General features: G+C 36.4%; 21 protein-coding genes and 1 riboswitch. Of the genes, 12 read left to right on the forward strand and 9 right to left on the reverse strand.

The features are described 5' to 3' along the window. The first annotated feature begins 64 nt into the window (after nt 1-64). On the forward strand, nt 65-1228 hold the full coding sequence (locus ACFVR1_RS00455) for a PDZ domain-containing protein (protein WP_387578952.1): 1164 nt from the start codon (nt 65-67) through the stop codon (nt 1226-1228). Between the two features lie 8 nt (nt 1229-1236). After that, a complete protein-coding gene (locus tag ACFVR1_RS00460; RefSeq protein WP_387578955.1) occupies nt 1237-1494 on the forward strand; it encodes a CsbA family protein in 258 nt (85 codons plus the stop codon). 634 nt (nt 1495-2128) lie between these two features. Here the strand turns inward: ACFVR1_RS00460 and ACFVR1_RS00465 are convergent. From ACFVR1_RS00465 to ACFVR1_RS00490, 6 genes are all read right to left on the reverse strand, one after another. Further along, on the reverse strand, nt 2129-3334 hold the full coding sequence (locus ACFVR1_RS00465; protein WP_387578957.1) for a M20 family metallopeptidase: 1206 nt from the start codon (nt 3332-3334) through the stop codon (nt 2129-2131). 14 nt (nt 3335-3348) lie between these two features. Further along, nucleotides 3349-4218 carry a MetQ/NlpA family ABC transporter substrate-binding protein gene (locus ACFVR1_RS00470; RefSeq protein ID WP_387578959.1) on the reverse strand — a complete coding sequence of 290 codons (870 nt, stop codon included), beginning with the start codon at nt 4216-4218 and terminating at the stop codon, nt 3349-3351. Nucleotides 4219-4234: 16 nt separating this feature from the next. Then, a complete protein-coding gene (locus ACFVR1_RS00475; protein ID WP_387578961.1) occupies nt 4235-4897 on the reverse strand; it encodes a methionine ABC transporter permease in 663 nt (220 codons plus the stop codon). Next, nucleotides 4887-5912, reverse strand: a complete 1026-nt coding sequence (locus ACFVR1_RS00480; RefSeq protein ID WP_387578964.1) for a methionine ABC transporter ATP-binding protein — start codon at nt 5910-5912, stop codon at nt 4887-4889. Before ACFVR1_RS00480 ends, ACFVR1_RS00475 begins: the two co-directional genes overlap by 11 nt. Before the next feature lie 153 nt (nt 5913-6065). Then, nucleotides 6066-6173, reverse strand: a riboswitch (SAM riboswitch). A 99-nt stretch (nt 6174-6272) separates the two neighbouring features. Then, nucleotides 6273-6581, reverse strand: coding sequence for an AzlD domain-containing protein (locus ACFVR1_RS00485; protein WP_387578966.1), 309 nt, complete (start codon nt 6579-6581; stop codon nt 6273-6275). A 4-nt stretch (nt 6582-6585) separates the two neighbouring features. Continuing rightward, on the reverse strand, nt 6586-7293 hold the full coding sequence (locus tag ACFVR1_RS00490) for an AzlC family ABC transporter permease (RefSeq protein WP_387578968.1): 708 nt from the start codon (nt 7291-7293) through the stop codon (nt 6586-6588). 164 nt (nt 7294-7457) lie between these two features. Between ACFVR1_RS00490 and ACFVR1_RS00495 the strand changes: the two genes are divergently transcribed. From ACFVR1_RS00495 to ACFVR1_RS00525, 7 genes are all read left to right on the forward strand, one after another. After that, the gene (locus ACFVR1_RS00495; protein ID WP_387578971.1) at nt 7458-8099 is read left to right on the forward strand and encodes a TVP38/TMEM64 family protein; all 642 of its coding nucleotides are present in this window, start codon (nt 7458-7460) and stop codon (nt 8097-8099) included. Between the two features lie 683 nt (nt 8100-8782). After that, the gene (addB, locus tag ACFVR1_RS00500; RefSeq protein ID WP_387578974.1) at nt 8783-12277 is read left to right on the forward strand and encodes a helicase-exonuclease AddAB subunit AddB; all 3495 of its coding nucleotides are present in this window, start codon (nt 8783-8785) and stop codon (nt 12275-12277) included. A gap of 1 nt (nt 12278) precedes the next feature. Beyond that, nucleotides 12279-15965 (forward strand): helicase-exonuclease AddAB subunit AddA, encoded by a 3687-nt coding sequence (gene addA, locus ACFVR1_RS00505; RefSeq protein WP_387579929.1) that lies wholly within the window; start codon nt 12279-12281, stop codon nt 15963-15965. A 17-nt stretch (nt 15966-15982) separates the two neighbouring features. Next, entirely contained in the window at nt 15983-17143 is a 1161-nt protein-coding gene (locus tag ACFVR1_RS00510; RefSeq protein ID WP_387579932.1) for a DUF418 domain-containing protein, read from the forward strand. A gap of 208 nt (nt 17144-17351) precedes the next feature. Beyond that, entirely contained in the window at nt 17352-18248 is an 897-nt protein-coding gene (locus tag ACFVR1_RS00515; RefSeq protein WP_387578977.1) for a fumarylacetoacetate hydrolase family protein, read from the forward strand. A 56-nt stretch (nt 18249-18304) separates the two neighbouring features. Next, nucleotides 18305-18667, forward strand: a complete 363-nt coding sequence (locus tag ACFVR1_RS00520) for a YisL family protein (protein ID WP_387578979.1) — start codon at nt 18305-18307, stop codon at nt 18665-18667. Nucleotides 18668-18770: 103 nt separating this feature from the next. Further along, nucleotides 18771-18941, forward strand: a complete 171-nt coding sequence (locus ACFVR1_RS00525; RefSeq protein WP_387578982.1) for a hypothetical protein — start codon at nt 18771-18773, stop codon at nt 18939-18941. 677 nt (nt 18942-19618) lie between these two features. Here the strand turns inward: ACFVR1_RS00525 and ACFVR1_RS00530 are convergent. After that, nucleotides 19619-20014, reverse strand: coding sequence for a hypothetical protein (locus ACFVR1_RS00530; RefSeq protein ID WP_387578985.1), 396 nt, complete (start codon nt 20012-20014; stop codon nt 19619-19621). A gap of 87 nt (nt 20015-20101) precedes the next feature. Here ACFVR1_RS00530 and ACFVR1_RS00535 point away from each other — a divergent pair, with 87 nt between their 5' ends. Then, on the forward strand, nt 20102-21547 hold the full coding sequence (locus ACFVR1_RS00535; protein WP_387578988.1) for an alpha-amylase family glycosyl hydrolase: 1446 nt from the start codon (nt 20102-20104) through the stop codon (nt 21545-21547). A gap of 181 nt (nt 21548-21728) precedes the next feature. On the opposite strand, the gene ACFVR1_RS00540 is transcribed toward ACFVR1_RS00535, so the two are convergent. After that, nucleotides 21729-22580 (reverse strand): DegV family protein, encoded by an 852-nt coding sequence (locus ACFVR1_RS00540; protein WP_387578991.1) that lies wholly within the window; start codon nt 22578-22580, stop codon nt 21729-21731. Between the two features lie 18 nt (nt 22581-22598). Beyond that, nucleotides 22599-23414, reverse strand: coding sequence for a Cof-type HAD-IIB family hydrolase (locus tag ACFVR1_RS00545; protein ID WP_387578993.1), 816 nt, complete (start codon nt 23412-23414; stop codon nt 22599-22601). 132 nt (nt 23415-23546) lie between these two features. On the opposite strand from ACFVR1_RS00545, the gene ACFVR1_RS00550 reads away from it, so the two are divergent. Together ACFVR1_RS00550 and ACFVR1_RS00555 are read left to right on the forward strand one after the other, a co-directional pair. Further along, on the forward strand, nt 23547-24305 hold the full coding sequence (locus ACFVR1_RS00550; protein ID WP_387578995.1) for a prolyl oligopeptidase family serine peptidase: 759 nt from the start codon (nt 23547-23549) through the stop codon (nt 24303-24305). A 48-nt stretch (nt 24306-24353) separates the two neighbouring features. Beyond that, nucleotides 24354-24662: a metal-sulfur cluster assembly factor gene (locus ACFVR1_RS00555; protein WP_387578997.1), complete on the forward strand. Its 309-nt coding sequence runs from the start codon at nt 24354-24356 to the stop codon at nt 24660-24662. Nucleotides 24663-24776 lie beyond the last annotated feature (114 nt).

The following is a 24776-nucleotide window of genomic DNA, read 5'->3' on the forward strand; positions in this document are numbered from 1 at the left end:
GCAAAGCCCTCCTCGTTTGTTACAATAATAGGACGGATAGTTGTAAGAGAGGGGTTTGCGTATAATGGAAGATATTTTTATCGAATTGGCTAAAGGAATTGGACTTTTTTTCCTAAATCCTGTAGTGTATATTACGCTTCTTTTCTCCATATTAATTGGTTATTTTCGTGTGAAGAGAGAAAGAAAGCATTTCCGCACTAGAATTTTATGGGGTTGGACAGAGATAAAGCATTTATTGGATGGGTATGTTTGGGCAATTGTTCTTTCGGTCATCAGTGTCTTAGTAGGACTGGTCGTTCCATCTTCCTGGTTATTTATCTATAGTGCATGGATGATTGTATTTATATTGTTTTTTGTTTACCAACTTGGTTCTGCTATTTATGCAATGGCATTAGGCGCACTTACGCTGTATTTTATGAATATGTATGATTGGTCTTTTCATATTTTTTCTCGGAATATTGCTGGCTTTAATATAATGCAGGAAGCAATTGTTCCAATAGTTATTTTAGCTGGTTTGTTATTATTTGTTGAAGGAATTCTTATTCAAAAACACGGGGCAGCAAATGCTTCTCCAAGACTAGTAAAAACAGCTAGAGGTAGTGAAGCAATTGAATATGTAACGAAACGCTTGTGGTTATTACCCGTTTTAATGGTTATACCCGGAGATGTGATTTCTACCTATCTACCTTATTGGCCGCAATTTACACTTGGAGACTCAACATTTTCTCTAATATTATTTCCATTTGTCATTGGATTCCAACAAAAAAGTAGAAAGCAACTTGCATTGGAGTTTTTCCCTAACTTAGGGAAACAAGTTTGGCAATTAGGAATTGTAATTGTGATCATTGCCTCAATAGGTTTTGTAATGCCAATTATAAGTGTAATTGCATTGATTATTGGAATAATTGCTAGATTAGCTATTTCATATATTGCTTATAAAAAAGAAATGGCTGGAACATTCGCAGTATCTCCTCAGTCGAATGGTGTTATGATAGCCGCGGTATTAGAAGATTCACCAGCAGAGAAAATGGGACTTCTCATCGGTGAATCTATTGTGAAAGTAAATGGTCGAAAAGTGACAAATGAGAGCGAACTATATGAAGCCGTTCAAATTAATGCCGCTCACTGCCGTTTGGAAGTATTAGATGCGGGGGGAGAGCTCCGTCTACGGCAGCATATATTGTTCAAACACGATCATTATCGTTTAGGCTTAATATTAGTTAGGTAGGAGGAATTATGGAAACACTATCTTTATCAACACAAATAATATTAGCCATTTTTGTTCCGGCACTGCTAGTTATATTATTTACTCGTATAACATTTAATCATTATGTATCTTTAGTATTAACGGTTGCCCTATTTGCCGCCTCGGTGTATGCTGGCTACACGCATAGATGGTGGATTTATATTATAGATGCCGCCTCTTTAACAAGTGGATTTTGGTATGCGACACATATGAAAAATCGAGACAAAAATAAAACATCCTCCACTTAAAAAAAGTGGAGGATGTTTTTTTAAAGGTTGATTTCCGCTGCAGGCGAACGCTTTCCTGGGGGCAAGCATCAAGCCGCTTCCTTCGCTGCGCTTCGTCCAGGGTCTTGATTTGCTTGCTAATCCCCTAGGAGTCGCCGCCTTCCGCTTCAATCAATCCGCAAATAAGAAAGAAAATATGCTTCGTCGAAATATTGAACTGGTACTTTCCTTTGTTATCAATAGGGCAAGTGGAAGTAGCATCCACGAAAAATGAAGCGGAGATCAAACATCGGAAATTATTTCCTTTTTAACAGTTGTTTTATCTCTTCTGACCAATCTATCCACCTCCATTAGTGACAAGTTGATTGAAGCGGAGGCGGCGACTTCTGCGGGAATAGCATGAGCGGAAGGCCCCGCAGGAACGCAGTGACGAGGAGACTGAAGCCATGCCCGCGAAAAGCGTCCGCCATAGCGGAAATCACCGATTTCTAAGTTTCACTTCTTAAAAGGACTGGGCACTCTTGCCCAGTTTTTCTTAGTTGTAAATTTTGAGCGATGAACAAGTTCCTGTAGGCAACGTTTTCAGTGGGCAAGCATAAAGCCGTTTCCTCCGAATCGTAAAATTATTTACTTAAGCCTTATTTCACGCCTTTTCTTATTCCGCTTCTTTTCGGACTAAGGAAGCTTCGAATTCTTTGCGGATTTTATGCAGTAATTCTGCATCTGTTAAAAGGCGATAGCCAGTTGTTGCGAGTGCTTTTGCTCCTTTAATAAGCGCTTCGTTTCCTGTTTCTGATTTGGCTGCTTCTCTAAATTCAATCGTGTGTGCAATCAAGTCGTCGGGTCCAATTTTTATATGTGGATGCGCGGTAGGTACTGCGTAACTAATGTTTCCAGCATCAGTTGATCCTTTTCCTTTTCGTTTTTCAAGATGAACGAATTCTCCGATGGCCTCTAGTTCAGTATGAATTACTTCATCTAATACGGAATTTAATACGAAGTCTTGTACCTCATTTTGAAAACGTTCGATTTTTACAGAAGCTCCCGTTGCTAGGGCTGCTCCGTTTGCGATCGCACGAACCTTTTCTGCGACCTCCTCTGTTTTTTTCCAAGTTTCAGCACGAATGTAGAAGCGAGCAGACGCATAGTCAGGGATAATGTTTGGGGCATCGCCACCATGAGTGATGATACCGTGAATACGAACGTCCGATGGTAATTGTTGACGTAGTGCATTTATTCCATTGAATAGCTGAATGACCGCATCTAATGCGTTTATGCCTTGTTCAGGTGAACCGGATGCATGCGCAGCTTTTCCATAAAAATGAAAATCTAATGGATCTACCGCAAGCGTTTCACTAGTTAAAGAAGTTTTTCCAGCAGGATGAATCATTAAAGCAACATCGATATCTTTCAAATAACCATGCTTCACAAAGCTTCCTTTTGCACTTCCATTAGGTCCACCTTCTTCTGCAGGGGTACCAAGAACGATGACACGTCCACCAGTTTCAGATAGTGTTTCTGCTAATGCAATCGCTGCAGCTACGCTCGTTGTTCCAATAATATTATGACCGCAAGCGTGACCAATACCAGGAAGGGCATCGTATTCGGCTAAATAAGCGATAGAAGGACCTTCCTTGTCACTATCTTTTACCGCAAAGAAAGATGTTTCATGTCCTGCAACTGCGGTAGTTACTTCAAAACCTGCATTTTTAAGTATCTCTACATGTTTTGCACTTGCATAAAATTCTTTGTTTCCAATTTCGGGATTTGCATGGATTTCTTGACTGGTTTGAATGTACAGTTCCCGATTTTGCTCAATTGAATTAGTGATTATATCTCTTTTTTCTATTGCGATACTCATGTTATTTTCCTCCTTTATTTTAATAGTTTTTCAAATGTTTTATTTAATTCTTCTTGCGAAAGAACCACTAGTAAGGAACCGCCTTTTGTATCTTCTGTAACGGCATTTTTAATATCATCTTCTTGATATAATTCCAGAATGCGTTTAAATGCTTTATTATCTTTATCTTTCGCTCGTGCTGCGATTATGTTTACATATGGATACGTGGATTCGTTATCTCCTGATTCTTTAAAGATTGGATCTTCCCCCGGTGAAAAGCCAGCTTGACCTGCAACACCGTTATTAATAATTGCCGCAGTTACATCTGGTAGTACTCGAGGTGTCTGCTGCGCAACCATTGGAATAATATCTAGATTTAATGGATTTTCTGCAATTTTTGAAGGATCTCCGAATAGACCAAAATCATCTGTTAATGTAATAAGTTTAGCTGCTTCTAATAAACGAAGTGCACGTGCTTGGTTAGATGGATCGTCTGGAATTGCAATTTTATCACCTTTTTTAATATCAGAGATATCTTTAATTTTTTCGGAATAAACGCCAAGTGGTGCGAACATAGTAGAACCAATTGGGACGATATCATTACCGCTTTCGTTTACATACTGCGCTAAGAAAGCCATATGTTGAAATGCGTTTAAATCTATATCTCCATTGGCAAGCGCATTGTTTGGTAAAGTGTAATCGGCAAATTCAACTAACTCAATCTCAATGCCCTCTTTAGCTGCTTTTTCTTTCAGAATCGGCCACTGTACGCCATCTGAACCATTTACACCAATTTTCACTTTTACTTTTTCTTTTGTATTTGAATCTCCGCTTTTTTCATTTCCACAAGCCGCAAGTAAAATTGCAGCAATAATTGCTAATAAAAATAAACTAAACTTTTTCATATCAAAACTCCTCTTTCTATCGTCTCATAAATTTTTTAGATAAAGTATTTCCTAGCCATTGTGCGAGTTGCACTAGAACAATTAAAATAATGACAGTTACGAGCATGACACTACCATCAAAGCGTTGGTATCCGTAAGTCATGGCAAGATGTCCTAAACCGCCACCACCAACTGTACCTGCTACGGCAGAAAAATCGATTAAACTAACGCTAATAAATGTAAGTCCTAAAATCAGTGGTCCAAGCGCTTCGGGAATCAATACGGTAAATATGATTCGAATAGGGCTAGCACCCATTGCTTGAGCAGCTTCAATTACCCCTGGTTCAATACTGACTAAATTATTTTCCACGACACGGGCTATCGAAAAACAAGCAACGATTGTCATTGGGAAGATGGCAGCTGCCGTTCCGATTGTTGTACCAATTACTAATCTCGTTAATTGTGAAATGGCAACTAAGAAAATAATAAATGGAATAGGTCGAATAATATTAATTAGAATATTTAACACTTGAAATATGACCTTATTTTCCAAAATATTTTTCTCTCGTGTAACAAAAAGTAATAAACCAATGGCGATTCCAAGAATAGAGCCGAATATCAATGTAGTGATGACCATGACGATAGTTTCCCCGGTTGATTCTAAAATTCGTGGCCAAAATGTTGTCCAATCAACTTTCATGGTGCGCAACCTCCTCAATGTCAACGATTGTTTCTAGGTCACGTAGTGTTTTTTGAATCGCTTCGGAATTACCTTCAAAAGAGATTAGTAAATTCCCAAAAAGCTTTTCTTGTAGTTCTCGAACGGAGCCATAGACGATATTAAAGTGAACTTGATGCTTTTGAGTTACTTGCGACAGTACTGCATCATTTGTAATATCCCCTTTAAAAATAACGCGATATAATTTCTTACCGCCTCTAGAACGCCACTCTTTTAAAATGGTTTCAGAAGGTAAATCTTGTTGAACAGATTGGATAAACCGTTGCGTCGTTAAATGTTGCGGATTGGTGAATACATCAAATACATCTCCAGATTCTATTACTTCGCCATTTTCCATTACTGCTACACGATGGCAAATAGATTGAATGACGTGCATTTCATGTGTAATTAGTAAAACTGTTATGCCAAGATCTTGATTTACCTTTTTTAATAAACGTAATATTTCCGCTGTTGTTTCTGGATCTAATGCTGAAGTAGCTTCATCACATATGAGCACATCTGGAGAGGTGGCCAATGCCCGAGCAATTCCTACCCGTTGCTTTTGTCCTCCAGATAATTGGTCCGGATAATCCTTCGATTTATCGGATAAACCGACAAATTGTAATAGTTCTTCTACTCGCTGATTAATTTCTTGTTTTGATAAACCTCCAAGTTTAAGTGGGTATGCAATATTTCCTGCAACCGTGCGAGAGTTAAATAAATTAAAGTTTTGAAAAATCATTCCGATATTGCGACGTCTTTCTCGTAGCTCTTTGGGAGATAGTGCGTTGACATCAATATTCTGAATCATAACGGTTCCAGTGGATGGACGCTCTAGCATATTGACAAGTCTCAATAAAGTGCTTTTGCCAGCACCACTAAAGCCGATAATGCCAAATATTTCACCTTCGTTCACGGTTAATGAAACATTTCTTACTGCATGCACCTCCCTTTTGCCAAGAAGAAATGTCTTGGAAACATTTTTAAATTCAATCATTTAATAACCTCCTGAAAAGTTAGTTGATTCTTTACAAACAATAAATTACAGCTATCTAACTTTCTGACAGGGGAACGAAAAAGAGCTTCCTTTCTCTTATCTGTTAGCAGATAAGAAAAAGAAAGCTCTTCGAAAAATTGAAAAACAATCTCGTTCTCATCTTCCGAGCATTAACTGCTCGTAGGAATTGGCACAGTGTTCAAAAGTGAATCTGCTGCCGAAACGTCATAGGGCCTGTCCCTCGGTTTCTCTTGATAAGAAAGTGATGTGCTATGTAATTGTTGTAAGAATTGATACCAACATTAAACAATAAAAACAAAAACGTCAAGCATACTTTTAAAATAAAATAATTCCGAATTATTAAAATACTAAACTATATATTGCCAAAACACTGATAGTTCCTAATACTACGACCATGACATTCGCAGAGATAATAGCAAGGGTAAATGCGACAACTGCTCCAATAATTCCGAATACTATATTCCCTTGTTGTACATATAAAATTGCTGGAAAAATTAATGCTCCTAGCACTGCAAATGGAATATTACTTAATACACCCGAGATAACAGGAGGTAATTTTCTTCCTTCTAAAAAAGTCAGTGGAAAAACCCTCGGAATATATGTGACAATAGCCATTCCAAGTAGTGTCCACCAATACCAAGTACCCATTCGTTTAAGCTCCTTCCGGCAAATTAATAATACGTCTTGCATAAATAATTTCAACCAATATAGAAGATGCAAGTGTAGCTACTAAAATAGCCCAACCTGTTGATAATAATTCTGTCCAATAAAAGAATCCATTAATAATGGCAGCGATTAAAGCTAGCATTACTACTTTTCGATTCCCACGCATAGATGGTACTAATAACCCGACAAACATAGCATATAAGGCTATAGACATAGCTGCTTGCAAAAAAGTAGGTAGATTTGCGCCTATGACATGTCCGATAGCTGTGAATAAAACCCAACTACTATAACCAATCAGGGCTACCCCAAATGCAAAAGAAGTACGTACTTTATCCTCTTTTTGAGTAGCTAGCACAGAAAAGGATTCATCAGTTATACCAAAAGCATATATTCCTTTAATCCATCTTTTTTCACTTTGCATCTTTTCATTCAACGCAGCCGTCATTAAGAAGTGACGAATATTAACGACAAACGTATTTAATACAATTAAAATAGGATCAACTCCATTTGAAAAAAGCGTTAATGACATATATTGGGACGCACCAGCGAAAACAAATATACTCATTGCTGTTGCTTCCATAATGGAGAGACCAGTAGTTTTTGCCAATAAACCAAACGTTAATGCTACTGGGAAATAGCCAATTGCAATACTAATTCCTGCTTTTAATCCTTTTAGAAATGAATTATTATTCATAATAAGCTTTAACCCCCTTTTAAAAATAGAATGAACAAATTATACTATATATCAAAAGTTTTATACATACGAAAATTGGGAATATTATAAATATACATAGTTAGTAACCCAATTTCTGTTTCTCCTAGTGGAGGTACTTATTTATTTCGTAGAGGAGAGTAATCATGCCTAGCTGGTTTTCATTTGAAACATTGACTAATTTAACACACGATTACCGAGCACTAGGACCATTGATAGGAATTTTCCTGCCTTTCTTAGAAGCTTTTCTACCATTTTTACCTTTAGTTGTATTTATTGTAGCGAATGTCAATGCATACGGAATGTTATTCGGATTTTTATTATCTTGGGTGGGTTCTGCTGCAGGGGCTTACACAGTTTTTTTAGTCATCCGAAAGTATGGACGTGCTAGAGTTTTAGGCTTTATAACCAGACATGAAAAAATCCAAAAGTTAATATTATGGGTTGAGAGAAATGGTTTTGGACCATTATTTTTACTCATTTGTTTTCCTTTTACTCCATCTGCACTTGTGAATATAGTTGCGGGTTTGTCTAACATAAAAAAGAAAACGTACTTATGGACGGTCACATTAGGTAAAATGATCATGATATTAGTAGTAAGCTTCATTGGATCTGATATAAAAGCACTTGTAACGCAGCCTGTAAGAACAATAATAGTAGTTCTAATTGTTGTTATGTTATGGTTTGTTGGAAAAAGTGTGGAAAAAAGAATAAATAATAACTTGGAAGCGGACTATAAATTAATACGAAATGAGCGACGAAATACAAAGGTGAAAAAATTTGAGTAACTGATAATGTTTCGAATAATTTCCCTCTCTACTGTATGTTTTGTACAATAGAGAGAGGAAATTATTCGTTTTTTTTATAAGCTAATTATATGGAATATCGTCAGGCAAAACTTTTGCTCCTATTGCTTGAAAGAATTAAATAATTCCGCGGATTTCCGTTTCAGGTGGACGCGTTCCGCGGGGGCGCCGCTTACTCGTTCGTTGTAATGTTTCATCTGTCCATACTCATCCCGCTGGAGTCGCCACTTTTTACTCCAATCAATTAAGTAAGCAGTACCTAAGTAAGAGATGCTATTTCATTAAATAAAATTTTGTGTATCGGTTAGAATACTTTACTAATGTTCATAGGATATAAATGACGTTTATCTTACGAAGCAATTAGAAATCGTCCTATACACACGAGTTGATTGAAGCGGAAGGCGGCGACTCCTAGGGGATTAGCAAGTAAATCAAGACACTGGGCGGAGCGTTCAATTGTTCAAAGGCTAAGAGCGCCACATCGTGTGGCAACGGCTTTGTGACCAACGTCGTGTTGGCCCGAATCGGCTTGATGCTTGCCCCCTGAAAAGCGTCCGCTTGCAGCGGAAATCAGGCGGTTTTTCTACTGTTACCCATCTAAAAGGACAGGGCGTCTTTTTGTCCGGTTTTTCTTATCATCTAAAATCAAGGAAGTAGGTGCAAAATTGTCATTAAGAATAGTAAGTGGGCGGTCAGGTTCAGGTAAAACAAAGTTTATGCAACAAGAAATAATCGATACATTACAGGAAACTCCTATTGGAGATCCTATATTTTATATTGTACCCGACCAAATGTCGTTCACTAGTGAGTATACCCTTGCGGCAGATTCTGGACTTGCTGGTTTAATACGAGCACAAGTAACGACATTTAAACGGTTAGCTTGGAGGATACTACAAGAAACAGGGGGCATAGCGAAAGAGGAAATTAGTGGATTCGGTTATCGAATGCTTATCCGAAGTTTGCTTGAAGATAATAAAGATCAATTTAAATTATTTAAACGAGCAGCAACTAAGCGAGGATTTACAGATCAAATCGAAGTACTTTTGAAGGAATTCAATCGCTACTGTTTGGATCATGAAGCTATGTCACATGTGCTAAATGATTTAGAACATGTGCAGGCACCGAAAACATTAATTGATAAATCATCTGATTTAGTTATGATGCTCGATTTGATGGAGCAAAAATTAGGGACGAGTTATATAGACGGAGAAGGGTATTTAACATTACTTGCACAGAAAATTAAAGATTCTTCATTACTTGCAAAAGCAGAGATTTATATAGATGGATTCACTTCATTTACGACAAGAGAGTTGGAAATAATCCAGGAGCTAATGAAGAAAGTAAAACGTTTGACGATTGCTCTACCTATGGAATCCATTGAGAATGCATTTGATGAGCAGTCTTTATTTTATCAACCTGCGTCCACATGTAATAGATTGCTAGAAATTGCAAGCAATGAAAAAGTGGATGTGGAATCGACTGTGCATCAAACAAAGCAGAAGCGTTATGTGTCTAAGGAATTAGCTCATATTGAAGCAAACTTCGATCAGCTTCCTCCTCAAGAAATCCCAACTGAAGGCAATCTTCATATATTAGAAGCTTCAAATAGACGAGCGGAAGTGCATTCAGTAGCAAGGAATGTTCGGGAGTTAATGCAACAAAAAGATGTTCGATTTAAAGAAATGGCTATTTTACATCGAGAAGCTGAAGCATACGAAGGTTTAATCGAAACTATTTTTGCGCAATATGATATTCCTGTGTTTATTAGCCAGAAAAAAACAATGCTTCATCATCCATTAATTGAGTTAAGTCGTTCTGTTTTGGAGATTATCCGGATGGATTGGAAATATGAGCCGGTGTTTCGTGCCATTAAAACGGATTTGTTTTTCCCTGTGAATGCTGCAAAGGGAGATTGGAGAGAACGTGCGGATCGATTAGAAAATTTCGTACTGTCGTTTGGTATTTATGGAGATAGATGGTTTGATGATAGACGTTGGATATATAAAAAGTATCGTGGCCTTGAATTTTATTCGAAAGTTCAAACAGACGAGGAGTTAAGTATTCAAGCGGATATTCATGCAGTTAGAGATTTAGTTGTAAATCCTTTAAAAACATTGGCTGAACAACTAGAAGCGAGTAAGACGGGACTAGAAATTGCGACAGCAATATTTACATTTATCGATAATTTACAAGTTTACGATAAACTACAATTATTAAAGCAATCGGAAGAGGAAGAAGGACAATTATTACTTGCGACCGAACATGAACAAGCATGGAATGAATGGATCAATGTTTTAGACCAATTCGTTTTAATGTTTGGAGAGAAAGAAATGACATTGGAGGAAGCTTCGAAAATTTTAGATGAAGGATATGACCAACTAGAATTTTCTCGCATACCACCGACAGTCGACCAAGTAGTTGTAGCAAATGTAGATATCGCAAGAATTACGAATATAAAAGCTATTTTTGTTTTAGGTGTAAATGATGGTGTTTTTCCAAAAAGAATGGATCATGAGGGATTATTGTCGGACACAGAACGTGAATGGTTCACCCAAATTGGATTTGAGCTTGCTCCGACATCTAAAATGCGATTACTCGATGAAAACTATTTGGTCTATAAAGCATTTACTGCTTCATCGGATTATTTATTTGTGTCGTACCCTATTGCAGATAGTGAGGGGAAAGCATTGCTTCCTTCCATGTATATAAAAAAGCTTCAGCAAATGGTAGGGAACATACAAGTTGAACTAGCAATGATGGATCCAAGTGATTTCACAGAAGGTACGTTTGATTTATCAGCGATTAGTCATCCTCGAACCACATTGCCTTATGTCGTTATGCAATTGAGGAAAGCACTGGAGACTGGAGAACTATCTGAAGTTTGGCAGTCCGTTTATCACTACTATATGGAGGATCCGTATTGGTCAAAGCTGTTAAAAAGAGTGATAAAACCACTTATACATGGCAATCAAACCGAAAGACTTACACAAGACATGACATCTGCTCTTTATGGGGAAACGATAATTTCTAGTGTTTCTAGAGTAGAAAAATATTATAGTTGTCCTTTTGCTCATTTTGCAGCTTATGGATTAAAGTTAGAGGAACGTGCAGAATACCGTTTGGAAGCACCAGCAATGGGCGATTTATTCCATGCTGCTTTAAAATGGATTTCAGATGAAACAAATCGTTTGAATCTAATATGGGGTGAACTTTCGAAGGCACAGTGTGTTCAGCTTGCAAAACAAGCAGTCGATCATATTGTACCGATATTTGTCCATCAGCTGTTATTAAGTACAAATCGTTATCGTTATATTCAGAGAAAATTAGAACAAATTGTAGCATCCACATTAATAGCTTTAAGTAAGCATTCTAACGTTTCTAGTTTTGTTCCGATTGCGATTGAAGCGGGATTTGGTCCTGGGGAAGCTCTACCTTCTTTAGAAATTCCACTTAAGCATCAAAGAAAAATGCAATTGCGCGGGAGAATTGACCGAGTAGACGCAGCAAATGTGAACGGCAATATGTTTGTACGAATTGTGGATTATAAATCTTCTAAAAAAGGCATTGATTTGAATGAAGTGTATTATGGTTTATCGCTTCAAATGCTGACCTATTTAGATGTAGCGATAGAGAATGCTTCGATTTGGTTGCATGAGGATGCAGATCCCGCAGGGGTTTTGTATGTCCATCTTCATAATCCTTTTATTCAATCAAAAAAAGAAATGGCAGATGCAGAGCTAGAAGATGCCATATATAAATCGTACAAAATGAATGGATTATTATTAGATGAACCTGAAGTCATTATGGAAATGGATGAACAAATAGAAGGATTTTCGAAAGTTATTCCGGTACGAATGAATAAAGATGGCAATTTATCAAAATCGTCGTCAAAAGTAGTAGACAAAGAAAATATGAATTTGCTTCAATCTTTCGTACGTAAGAAACATGAACAAGCTGGAAATGGTATGAATGCAGGAGATACACGTGTTTTTCCATATCGTTTAAAAGACAAAATGCCTTGTACGTATTGTTCCTATCGCAGTGTATGTCAGTTTGATCCGCAAGATCCTGACCAACAAGTACGCCAATTGAAAACAGAAAATCCAGAAATAGTGACTGAAAAAATGAAAGAGGAGATGGGTCCAAGTGAACATTCCTAATATGCCAGATGAATTAACATGGACACCAGAACAATGGAAGTCAATTTGGGCTACTGGTTCAGATGTGTTAGTCTCTGCGGCTGCGGGGTCAGGCAAAACCGCTGTATTAATCGATCGACTTATTCAAAAAGTAATTGCAGAATTTAATCCAATAAACGTAGATGAATTATTAGTAGTGACATTTACGAATGCGTCGGCTGCTGAAATGCGTCATCGAATGGGTGAGGCATTGGAAAAAGCAATTGCAAAGGATCCTTCATCTAGTCATTTACGAAAGCAATTAAGCCTTTTAAATAAAGCACAAATTTCTACACTTCATTCGTTTTGTCTTAATATAGTACGTCAGTATTCCTATATGCTGACGATTGATCCAGGATTCCGAATCGCAAATGAGACAGAAGCAGCATTAATGCGTGACGATATTCTAGCGGAAGTCCTTGAAGAAGCTTATCATGTAGAAAATCCTGAACCGATGTATCGGCTTTCGGATAGCTTTACTTCAGATCGAGACGACCAGTCGATTGAGACAATGATTGAAAAGTTATACACGTATGCGCGAGTACATCCAGAACCGAAGAAATGGTTACTTGCAATTCCAGAAGCATATTCTTTAAGCGAAGATACGTCGATTGATGATCTTCCGTTTATTGGACCACTTAAGCTCGCAATTATACATCATTTAGAAGAGGCCATAGCATTGACAGAAGAAATTTGTAGGCTATCAAATCTGCCGAATGGTCCTGCTCCTTTAGCGGTAACTGCGGTAAATGATCAACACATGATTCAAGAAGTGATTTCGTTGATGAAAAATGGATCATGGCAAGACGTTTTTCATTATTTTCAAAGTCTTTCATGGGGAAAAGCTGCTTCCATCAAAAAAGATTCTTGTGATGAAACAATGAAAAAACAAGCAACAGATAAACGAAATAAAGTGAAGAAAATTGTCAACGAATTAAAAGAAAATTATTTTACGAGAACACCAGAACGATTATTAGAAGAAATGAGACGGATGACACCTCAACTAATAACATTAGTCGATTTAGCAATTAAGTATGGGGAGAGATATTCTGCAGCTAAAAACGATAAAGGACTTGTAGATTTCTCCGATTTAGAGCATTATGCATTGGATATATTAAGTGAACGTAAAGAAAACGGAGAGCTAGGTCCTTCCGAGATTGCGAAAGAATATCAAGCACGTTTCAAAGAAGTATTAGTCGACGAATATCAAGATACAAATAGATTGCAAGAAACTATTTTGCAACTTGTGAAAAGTGGCGATGAGAAGAAAGGTAATATGTTTATGGTTGGTGACGTTAAACAATCTATTTATCGCTTCCGATTAGCAGAACCGATGCTTTTTTTAGGAAAGTATTTGACCTTTAACGAAATGCCAATAGATTCTGGTGTGAAAATTGACTTAAATGCAAACTTTAGAAGTCGAAAAGAAGTGCTACATGCAACAAATTATATCTTCCAGCAAATTATGGGTGAAAACGTTGGGGAAATAAATTATGACGATGCTGCTTCCTTAAAACCAAGGGCACCATATGACGAAAGAGAAGCAACGGTTGAACTTGCTCTTCTATATGAAGTAGAGGACGGCGAGGCGGAAGTTTCAGAAGAGGAAGAGGTTAGTGAAGAAGAAGAGTTAAAAAAATCGCAAGCAGAAGCCCGATATATCATTTCAAAAATTAAAGAAATGAAAGAGACAGGAGCAACTGTTTACGATCCATGGAAGAAAACGACTCGTCCTATTCAATATAGTGATATTGTCATCTTAATGCGCTCGATGACCTGGTCACAAGAAGTAACGGATCAATTTAAGGATGCAGGGATTCCTTTATATGCAGAACTATCGAAAGGTTATTTTGAAGCAATTGAAGTACTGATTATGCTTCATACACTTCGAACAATCGATAATCCTTATCAAGATATTTCATTAGCAGCAGTTTTACGTTCTCCTTTTGTTGGCTTATCAGAGTCAGAACTTGGGCTTATTCGTTTAGCCGCTCCAAAAGAGCCTTTTTATGAAGCGTTAAAAACTTTTATATCTACTGGAAGAGTCGGCATGTCAGCGGAGACAGAAGAAAAGCTTCAGCGATTTGTACTGCAGTTTGAAGATTGGCGAAATCTAAGTAGAAGAGGTTCTCTTGCAGATTTGATTTGGCGAATTTATTTGGATACGAATTATTATGAAATGGTTGGATCTATGCCAAATGGCAAGCAGCGGCAAGCTAATCTACGGATTCTACATGACCGCGCAGTAGATTATGAGAAAACTTCTTTTCGAGGGTTATTTCGATTTTTACGTTTCATCGATCGTATGCGAAAACGTGGTGATGATTTAGGTGCAGCCCGTGCCATTAATGAAAAAGAAAATGTTGTACGATTGATGACGATTCACTCTTCGAAAGGACTGGAGTTTCCAGTTGTTTTTCTTGGAGGGATGGGGAGACCATTTAACCAAATGGACTTTAATGAAGCTTATTTATTTGATCAATCATTTGGACTTGCAGTGAAAGCAATCGATCCAGATAAACGCATCTCCTTTACTTCCTTGCCTTTCTTAGCAATGAAGGAAAAGAAACAAATGGAGTTAAAGGCTGAAGAAATGCGCGTTCTATATGTTGCGATGACAAGAGCGAAGGAGCATTTATTCCTTATTGCCTCTATAAAAGATTTAGCAAAGACTCTCACAAAATGGGAAGATGCTCAATCGATTCTATCGAATGAAGTGTTGCCGGGTTATTTACGAGCAAAAGCAAAAGGCTATTTAGATTGGATAGGACCAGCAATTGCTAGACACGCGGACTATAAACAAATTGGCAATGTAATGGAAGCAAACGTTGTGGAAAGTGAATCTACGTGGAAGATTGTTACAAAATGCATAGATGAGTTGAAAATGCGTACAGAAGTAGAGGTAACTGAAAAGGTATCGTTGGATGTACTATTAAATACAGTCAAATTACCTTCATTAACAACTATTAAAGATCGTTTTGAAACTGCCTATCCTTTTGAACTTTCTACACATAAACGATCGAAACAATCCGTTAGCGAAATTAAGAAGATTCAATTGTTAGAGGAAAGAGAAGATCAAGATTATTTTCAAACGGCTAATCCTATTGGGGGAGTGACTCGTATTGCACAAAGACCTTTTTTCCTCCAACAAGAAAAATTGACTGGAGCAGAAGTAGGGACAGCCGTCCATGCTTTTATGCAAAATGTAGATTTAAGCGAGTCAAAAACGATAGAAAAAGTCGAGGCATTTGCTGAAACGCTTGTACAAAGAGAAATATTAACAAAAGCAGAACAAGCTGCAATTGATCCAAAGAAAATGGTTCCATTTTTTCATTCGGAAACAGCAGAGCGTTTAAAAAGAGCGAAAGAAGTTATGCGAGAGTTTCCATTTACCTACTCTTTAAAAGATGCGGAAGGTGATAGCCAAATTATTCAAGGCGTTGTCGATTGCCTGTTTTTAGAAGAGGATGGTCGTTGGGTATTACTAGATTACAAAACAGACAAGGTACAGCACTTAGTCTCGAACGAATCTAATTTAATACAAATGATGAAAAATCGTTATAATATCCAATTATCCCTTTACGCACAAGCAATTGAATCTATTATGAAAGTAGAGATAAAAGAGAAAGTTCTTTATTTATTTGATATAGACAAAACGGTTTCATTATAGGGGGAAAAAAATTGTTGATGCGTCCAACAGAGTTGAAAGAACGAGTTTTTTCGATTGATGTGATGAGGGGCTTTGCACTTCTAGGAATATTTATCGTAAATATGCTGTTTTTTCATTCACCAATACTATACTTTAATCCATATACATGGTTTCATATGAGAGGCGATTTTGAAACGTACAAGTGGATTGATATTTTCGTTCAAGGTAGTGTATATCCATTGTTTTCTATGTTATTTGGATATGGTCTTTCTATGCAGTTCATGAAAACGCAGGAGAGAGGTACTTCGTTTAAAAAGTTAGCAGTTCGTAGACTATCGGTATTACTTCTAATTGGATGTGTTCATGCGTTTCTTATTTGGGCGGGAGATATACTGATTACGTATGCACTGGCAGGTTTTGTACTGTTATTAATGATTCGTTTAAAGCCGAATTGGTTATTTTTAATAAGTGCCGTATTATTTTTTATTCCAAATGGATTATTACATTCATTATTATTTTTTATGTCTAAATTCGATCCAAATAGTGTCATCCTTTATGCAGGAATACAACAGATTGAATCTTCTGTTGCCGCATATTCTCATGGATCTTGGGGCGACATTTTCGGGCAACGTTTAAATGATTGGTTATACATGACCCAAAATGGAGCATTTATTCTCGTAATGTTGTTTACGATTGTGCCGTTTTTATTGATTGGAGCAGCTGCTGCAAAGGTGAAGCTAATAGAACGAGTAAAGGAATTAAAAGTATTTTGGATCGTAACGATCTTAATTTCATTAATCGTTGGAACTGTTATTAAATGGATTCCTTATATAAGTGAAGCAAATATATTCACAGTTTCAGTTCAGGATACATTTGGAGGTCCTTTACAAGCAATCGGCTATGCAGGAATCCTTGCACTTGTTTGTACAATACCTGTTATGCAAAAACTACTTTCCCCTTTTGCGAAAGCAGGCCGTATGTCTATGACCATCTATTTAATGCAGTCGATTATCGCTACAACTATTTTTTATTCATATGGATTTGGACTTTATGGAAAGATTGATATTCAAACCGGTACTTGGATGGCAATAGGTATTTTTGTATTACAGCTTGTATTCGCTGAAATGTGGTTTATAAAGTTCAAGCAAGGACCAGTAGAAGCTTTGTGGAGAAAATTGACTTATCCTGTTTCTAAGTAAGAAAACTTATAATGTTTTTATCCCTCTGAGGCAAATGTGAAAAGGTTACGCTTGTCGGAAGCCAGGGCTTTGTATAATGCACTCCGGAATTGTGCTCTTATAGGGCGCTTGCGTTGTTTGTCTTAGTTGTCGAAAAAAGGTGAAAAGAAAGTCAATTTGTAATAGACTAAGGATATGTTCCAAAACAATTTGAAGGAGTGTCGACAGGATGAAATTATTATCATACAGATTAAATGATGGAATTTACTTCGGACCGAAAGTAAAAAAAGAAGAAGCAGTATGGGATGTACTAAGTATTCAAGAGACCCTTCAAGTGTTACCGAGCTTTCCGCAGACTATTGTCGAAGGAGTAAGTGTTGGTATTGATTTCGTTGAACAAATTAGAAAACTAGTAGAAGCAGCTTTAAAAAGTGACAATCCAAATAACTTTAAGCATCCATTTACAGAAATCGAATGGCTATCACCCATTCCTCGAACTCCAAAAAATATAATGGCAGTAGGTAAAAACTACGCTGATCATGCAAAAGAAATGGGAGGAGTAGCAAATACTTTTGTCGTATTTACAAAATCTCCAACTGCTATTGCGGCGGACGAGCAAACTCTTTCCGTACATGCAAATAAAACCTCCTCTTATGATTACGAAGGAGAACTTGCAATTGTGATCGGCAAAAAAGGAAAAGATATTCCTTCAAAGCTTGCATATGATTATATATTCGGTTATACAATTGCAAATGATTTAACTGCTCGTGATATTCAAAAGAGTCATCAACAATATTTCTTAGGTAAAAGCTTAGATGAATCATGTCCACTTGGACCTTATATTGTGACAAAAGATGAAATTCCGAATCCTCAAGACTTAACGATCGTTACGAAAGTGAATGATGAAATTCGTCAAAATGGAAAAACATCGGATATGGTCTTTTCAGTCGAGCAAATTATCGCAGAAATTTCGAAAACAGTGACGCTAGAGCCAGGTGATGTTATTTTAACAGGAACTCCTGCAGGTGTTGGGAACGGATTTAATCCTCCTAGATTCTTGAAATCAGGCGATATTGTGAAAGTTTCAATAGAAGGAATTGGTACTCTAGTGAACAAATTCGAGTAATATACTAGCCGAAATGGTAAGATAGATATGTAAAGAAAACGATAGAGGTGAAATATATGGATATTCTAGCAAGGACAGATTTACACATTACAACATGGGTGATTGCAATCATTTTGTTTTTTGTAGCATTAGCGATGAAAAACCCAAAAGTAATTCACATGATTTTACGAGTATTTTATATTTTGATCATTGTTTCAGGAGTTGCATTATTCATTAAAGGTATGGACTTTGGTCAAGGTATGCTTTACGGATTGAAATTTTTAGCTGGTATCCTTGTCATTGGGATGATGGAAATGTCTTTAGTGAAAAAGAAAAAAGGAAAACCATTCACAACATTTGTTGTATTGTTTTTTGTCTTTTTCTTAATTGCTCTATTCTTAGGATTCAAATTACCAATGGGCATTCATTTCTTAGCTTAGGAATACCACAAAAAGGAGCTTTCACCGCTTAGGGAAAGCTCCTTTTCATTTATTGAAAAATATGTTAATTTGAAAATAATAAATGAAAAGGAGGGAGCGGCAAATGCTAGGTTTATTCTTACTTATATTCGTTATATTGTTGATGCTATTATTTGTTATCGCTTCATTTTTCATTTCGAAGCAGCAAACGTCCAATTCTAATGGAAATGAACTTAATGCAGGAAATCAAAGTATTATTCAGCAGTATGATAATAAAGTGAAGTCTCCAAAATAATTGATGACTTCAGATTGAAGACAAAAGGTTTCCGGAATGTAAAAATTCCTAAACCTTTTTTTTATGCCATGACATTATTTCTATTACATGAGCGGGTTGATTTCCGCTGCAGGCGGACGCTTTCTTACCTCTAGTCAAGGGTAATTTCTATAAAAAACAAATTAAAGATAGTGATCCATGCATCGAGTTGTTGCTTTCCATTCCGGCGCTCGCTTTCCGCGGGCATGGCTTGAGCCTCCTCGTTCGCTTCGCTACCTGCGGGGTCTCAAGGCTCATGCTATTCCCGCAGGAGTCGAGCACCTGCACTCCAAGCAACAAACCTAATAAGGAAAGAATAATATACTTCGTCCAATTAATGAACTGTTGTACTTTTTTGCATATCAATGTAAGCGAAAACTGAGAAGAATAGCACTATACAAGTTATGCGCAACATTTTGTTGGTTATTCGCAAAATTATTAGTCATATTCGCAATATCTGATGATCTACTCGCAATATATAAGCTATGCGCAACATTTTGTCCATTCCCGCAACTTTTAGGCCGTATTCGCAATATCTGAAGAGCTACACGCAATATTATTGGTCATATTCGCAATATCAGATGAGCTACTCGCAATATTCCGATCCATACGCGCAATATATAAGCTATGCGCACCATTTTGTCCATTACCCGCAACTTTTAGGCCGTACTCGCAATATCAGATGAGCTACCGGCAATATTTCGATTCATACGCGCAATATATAAGCTATGCGCACCATTTTGTCCATTACACTCAACATTTTGTTGGTTACTCGCAATATTATTGGTCATATTCGCAATATCTGATGATCTACTCGCAATATTCCGATTCATATGCGCAATATAAAAGTTAAGCGCACCATTTTGTCCATTACTCGCAACGTTATAGGCCGTATTCGCAATATCTGATGAGCTACTCGCAACATTCCGATGTATATGCGCAATACTTGCAAGATGACACAGTTTGGACGAATTATAAGCTAATTTTTGTACTTTCTTGCTTAAACGATAGCGATTAAAATGTAGCTTTGATAAAATAACGTTGATATGTTCCAATTAATTACTAGCTTCAGATTCAAGCAGTTCCGGATTACTGGAGCGAAATGATATCCTGTAGCTTTTCTAAATAGAGGAGGACTTTACGTGAACGTTAACTTAAAAAAGTGGGTTGTGACCGTATTATTAATAAGTGGTCTTTGGTTAACAACTACGCAAAATACGAATGCTGAGCCGAATGGTTCCATACATAACGAAAGTATTTATGATTTATTAGTAGATCGTTATTTTAACAAAGTAGTTTCTAATGATGTGGATGTGAATGCTCAAGATCCTAATGCATTTGCAGGTGGAGACTTTCTTGGGATTATAGAAAAGATGGATCATATTAAAGATATGGGATTCACTATTATTTCGATCGGACCAATTTTTGCTACAGAAACATATGATGGAAAGCGTATTCTAGATTTCAATGAGATTGAAAAAAGATTCGGAACGCCTGAAGAGTTTCAAGAACTAATAAAAGTAGCGCATAAAAAAGGAATGAAAATAGTCGTAGGTTTTCCGTTGAATAATTATAGTGAAAATCATAATTGGAGTATGGATCCTTCCAAAAAAGATTGGATTGTTAAAACTGAAAATGGTGTTATGCAAGTGGACCTTACTAATCCAAAAGTCCAACAAGCACTGAAACAGACGATTGTGGATTTCACTAAAAAGTATGATATTGATGGTGTTAATTTTTCTGAATTACAAGGTGCACCTATTTCTTTTGTTAATGATATGATTGCTGGAATAAAAGAAGTACGTAATCCAATGTATGCTATTGCTTTAGAAGAATCAGATGCAAATTTTGATACCCATTATTCCAATCAATTACTCGTAGATTTTAGAGAAGCATTTAAAAATACGGATTTACCTTCAGAAAGAATTGCTTCTACAAATGACAATGATTTATTAATGATTGATCAATTGAATACAGAGAGATTTACTTACTTTAGTGCACTTGAGAATATGTTCCCACCAACACGTATTAAGACAGCAATGGGTGCAATTCTAGCTATGCCAGGTGTGCCGTATATGAGCTACGGAACGGAAATTGCTATGAACGGACAAGTACCACAAGAAAGTCATCAAGTAATGAATTTTCGAGTGGATGAAGATATTACAAATTATTTAAAAGATATCAACTCCATTCGCAATAAATCGGAAACGCTTCGTTCCGGTAAAACAGAATTGTTGAAAAATGAGAATGGTTATATTGTATTTAAACGATATTCTGATAAAGAAACATTCATTGTAGTTATTAATAATACTAGTGCTACACAAAGAATAGATTTATCTAGTGATGTTGTTGGAGAAAATAAAGAGCTTAGAGGTATCTTTGAACAAGATGTAGTTCGTCCAGACAAGGATGGAAAGTACAAGTTAGTACTAGATCGTGAACTAGTCGAACTTTATCAAGTAACCGACCGTAAAGGTTTAAATACATCTTATATAGTAGCAATGTGTGTTGCCTACCTAATGTTTATCATATTTTTAGTTATTGTTTGGAAAAAAGGAAAACAAAAAAACTCGAAGCAAAATAACTAATTGAAAATGAGCTGACTAGTTTCTGAAGTCAGCTCATTATAATGTAACGGGTCTCTTTCAAATTTTCACATTAAATTTCCAAATTACACTCTAAACTATAAATACTTTCATGATATTCTTCATGTGAGCTGAAACAAAATAGCCGAAATTCTATAGATTAATAGAATTCCGGCTTAATATTTTAAGATAATTTATTTAAAAAGAATAATGCCAATGTGTCTGGACCTGCATGTGCTCCAACAGTTGAGCCAATCAGATGAATCTCAATGCTTTTTGGATGATATTGTTCTTCTATTAATTGCTTTATTTCAAGTGCTGTTTCTTCATCATCACCGTGACTAATAGCGATATTTTGTTCCTCTAAACGCTCGCCACGTTCCCCCATTAAATCTATCATGCGTTTGATCACTTTTTTGCGTCCACGTATTTTTTCAATTGGAACTAGTTTACCTTCTTCAACATGAAGAAGAGGTTTAATGTTGAGTAGTCCACCAATAAATGCACTTGCTTTAGAGACTCTTCCACCACGAGCCATATAATCCAAGTCTTCTACAGTGAAAAGATGTTCCATGTGAGAAGCCGAGAATCTGATTTTCTCTTCAATAATTGATAGGGAAAGTCCTTCATCTCTTAAACGAACTGCCTCTTTTATTAGAAGTCCAATTCCAAGCGATGCACATTTTGAATCGATAATGGTTAATTTTAAGTCAGGGTATGTTTCCATTAGCTGTTCTTTCATCATCACCGCTGTGCTATAAGTTCCGGAAAGAGCAGAAGAGAGGGCAATGTAGAAACCTTCTTCTCCTGACTTTGCAAGTTCTTCAAACAGATTCAAAAAAAGTTCTGGAGAAGCTTGAGATGTTTTTGGTTGTTTTCCAGCTCTAATTGCTGCGTATACTTCTTTAGAATCAATCCCTATAATATCTTCATATTCATCATTGTCTATATGCACTCTAAGTGGTATTAATTCTACATTATGTAATTCAAAAAAAGATTTAGGTAAATCACAAGCACTATCGGCGAATAATTTCATTTCCATCCTCCTAAATTATCACAATTCTTTTAACTTTAATCTATCCATTAAAAACTCCGCAATACCATCTTCATTGTTGGATAAAGTTATTTCATTTGCAATCTGTTGAAGTGGTGAAATTGCATTTCCCATTGCCACACCAACTCCAGCGTATTCAATCATTTCTAAATCATTGTCTTCATCTCCAAAAGCGATGATTCTTTCTTTTGGAATGTCTAAATACTCGGATACTTTTGCTAAGCCAACTGCCTTGTTTAATCCATGTCGTACTATTTCAATTACGTCCCAAGGAGCTCCCCAACGACGATGATCAATTACTTCGGCATGAACATCTCGTAAATGATTACGAACTAAGTCTACAGAATCTTCCTCGGCATGAATTAGCAAGCTTGTAGGATCCGTTCTTAAAAAGGTCCGTAAATCACCAGTAGTAATATGTGGATTACCAAGTGCAAAAGCGGAAATCATTTGTTCATCATGATGATGTAAGTATACGTCATCTAGTACTTCGGCGAGCATATTTTTAATAGAAAAGTTTTGAACAGCTTCTACAACTTCTTTGACAACTTGAAGTTCTATTGGTTTATGTATGGTATTCCAGGAAGAATTTTTTGGATGATGCACAAATGCACCATTAAAGTTGACGATAGGAGTATTTAAACCAAGCTCCTTATAATACATCTCACTTGATCTATATGGTCTTCCAGTCGCGATCATTACTTCATGACCTTGATTTTTGGCTTCTTGTAATATATTCTTCGTTTTATGTGAAATTACCTTCTCATCTGTTAATAAAGTTCCATCTAAATCCAAAACAATTAAGTGACGTTGCATAATAACTCTCCTTTCCTTCTATTTAAAGTGTATCGTTTTCCAGTATAAACGTCAAAATGATAGTACCTATGCTTTTGTATATTTCAATTTACTTTGTTAATATAATAATTAGAAAAGAGAGGTGGGTTATGAATGATTGTACAAATAGAATCATGGGGTAATATACCTTTACTACATATATATAATGATCAAACAAATAATCACTCTCCTATTGTGATTTTTTTACATGGTTTTGAAAGTGCGAAAGAGCATAATCTGCACTACGCTTATCAGTTAGTAAATCAAGGGTGCCGAGTAATTTTACCAGATGCACATTTACACGGTGACAGAGATGAAAAATTAGACCAAATAGAAATAAGTCTTCGTTTTTGGGAAACTGTTTTAACTTCCATTGAGGAAGTAGGAAAAATAAAAGAGGAACTCATGGAACGTGGATTTTTGAATGACCAAAAAATTGGTATTGGTGGAACGTCAATGGGTGGTATCACGACACTTGGTTGCTTAACCGTTTATCCTTGGATAAATGCTGCCAGCATTATGATGGGAACTCCAAGTTATGTTCAATTAGCGAAAGCACAAATTGAACAAATCGAGCAAAAAGGATTTCAAATTCCATTGAATTCAAAGGAAAAAGACGATATGTTCCATACCTTATCTACATTCGATGCTTCCATTCATATGGAGAAACTATCAAATAAACCATTGTTTTTTTGGCATGGAGTAAAAGATACTGTAGTACCTTTTGAGTCAACTGCTCTTTTTATTGAGGCTTTTGAAAAACAATTCGGAAATGAATATCTTGTTTTTATGAAAGAAAAATCGGCAGGGCATGCAGTTAATCGAAAAGGAATGTTAGCTGCAACTAAATGGCTTGCAAACAATTTGGCATAACGAGAGTACTTTGTTATGATGAAGAAAAGTAGTAAGGGGGTTTATAAAATGGATCAAGATATGAAAGATAGTATGATGAGTGCACTTGAAAATGTAATCGACCCTGAATTAGGGATAGATATTGTAAACTTAGGATTAGTATATGATGTTGAGTTAACAGAGGAAGGAATTGCAACTGTTACGATGACTCTTACTTCAATTGGGTGTCCAATGGGACCAATGATTGTAGACCAAGTAAAAACGGCACTAGGTGAATTGCCTGAAGTAAAAGAAACAGAAGTTAATATTGTTTTTAATCCACCATGGTCGAGAGAAAATATGTCTCGTTATGCCAAAATTGCACTAGGTATTCGATAAAAATATCGCTTAACCAACAAAACAAAGGCAATAACACGATATTGCTAACTATAAATATTTATCACGTATAAATTAGGGAAACTCTTATTGTGAGAGTTTCCCTAATTTTTATTA

Origin of the sequence: Psychrobacillus sp. NPDC058041, assembly GCF_042885655.1 — a bacterium.
Taxonomy (GTDB): domain Bacteria; phylum Bacillota; class Bacilli; order Bacillales_A; family Planococcaceae; genus Psychrobacillus.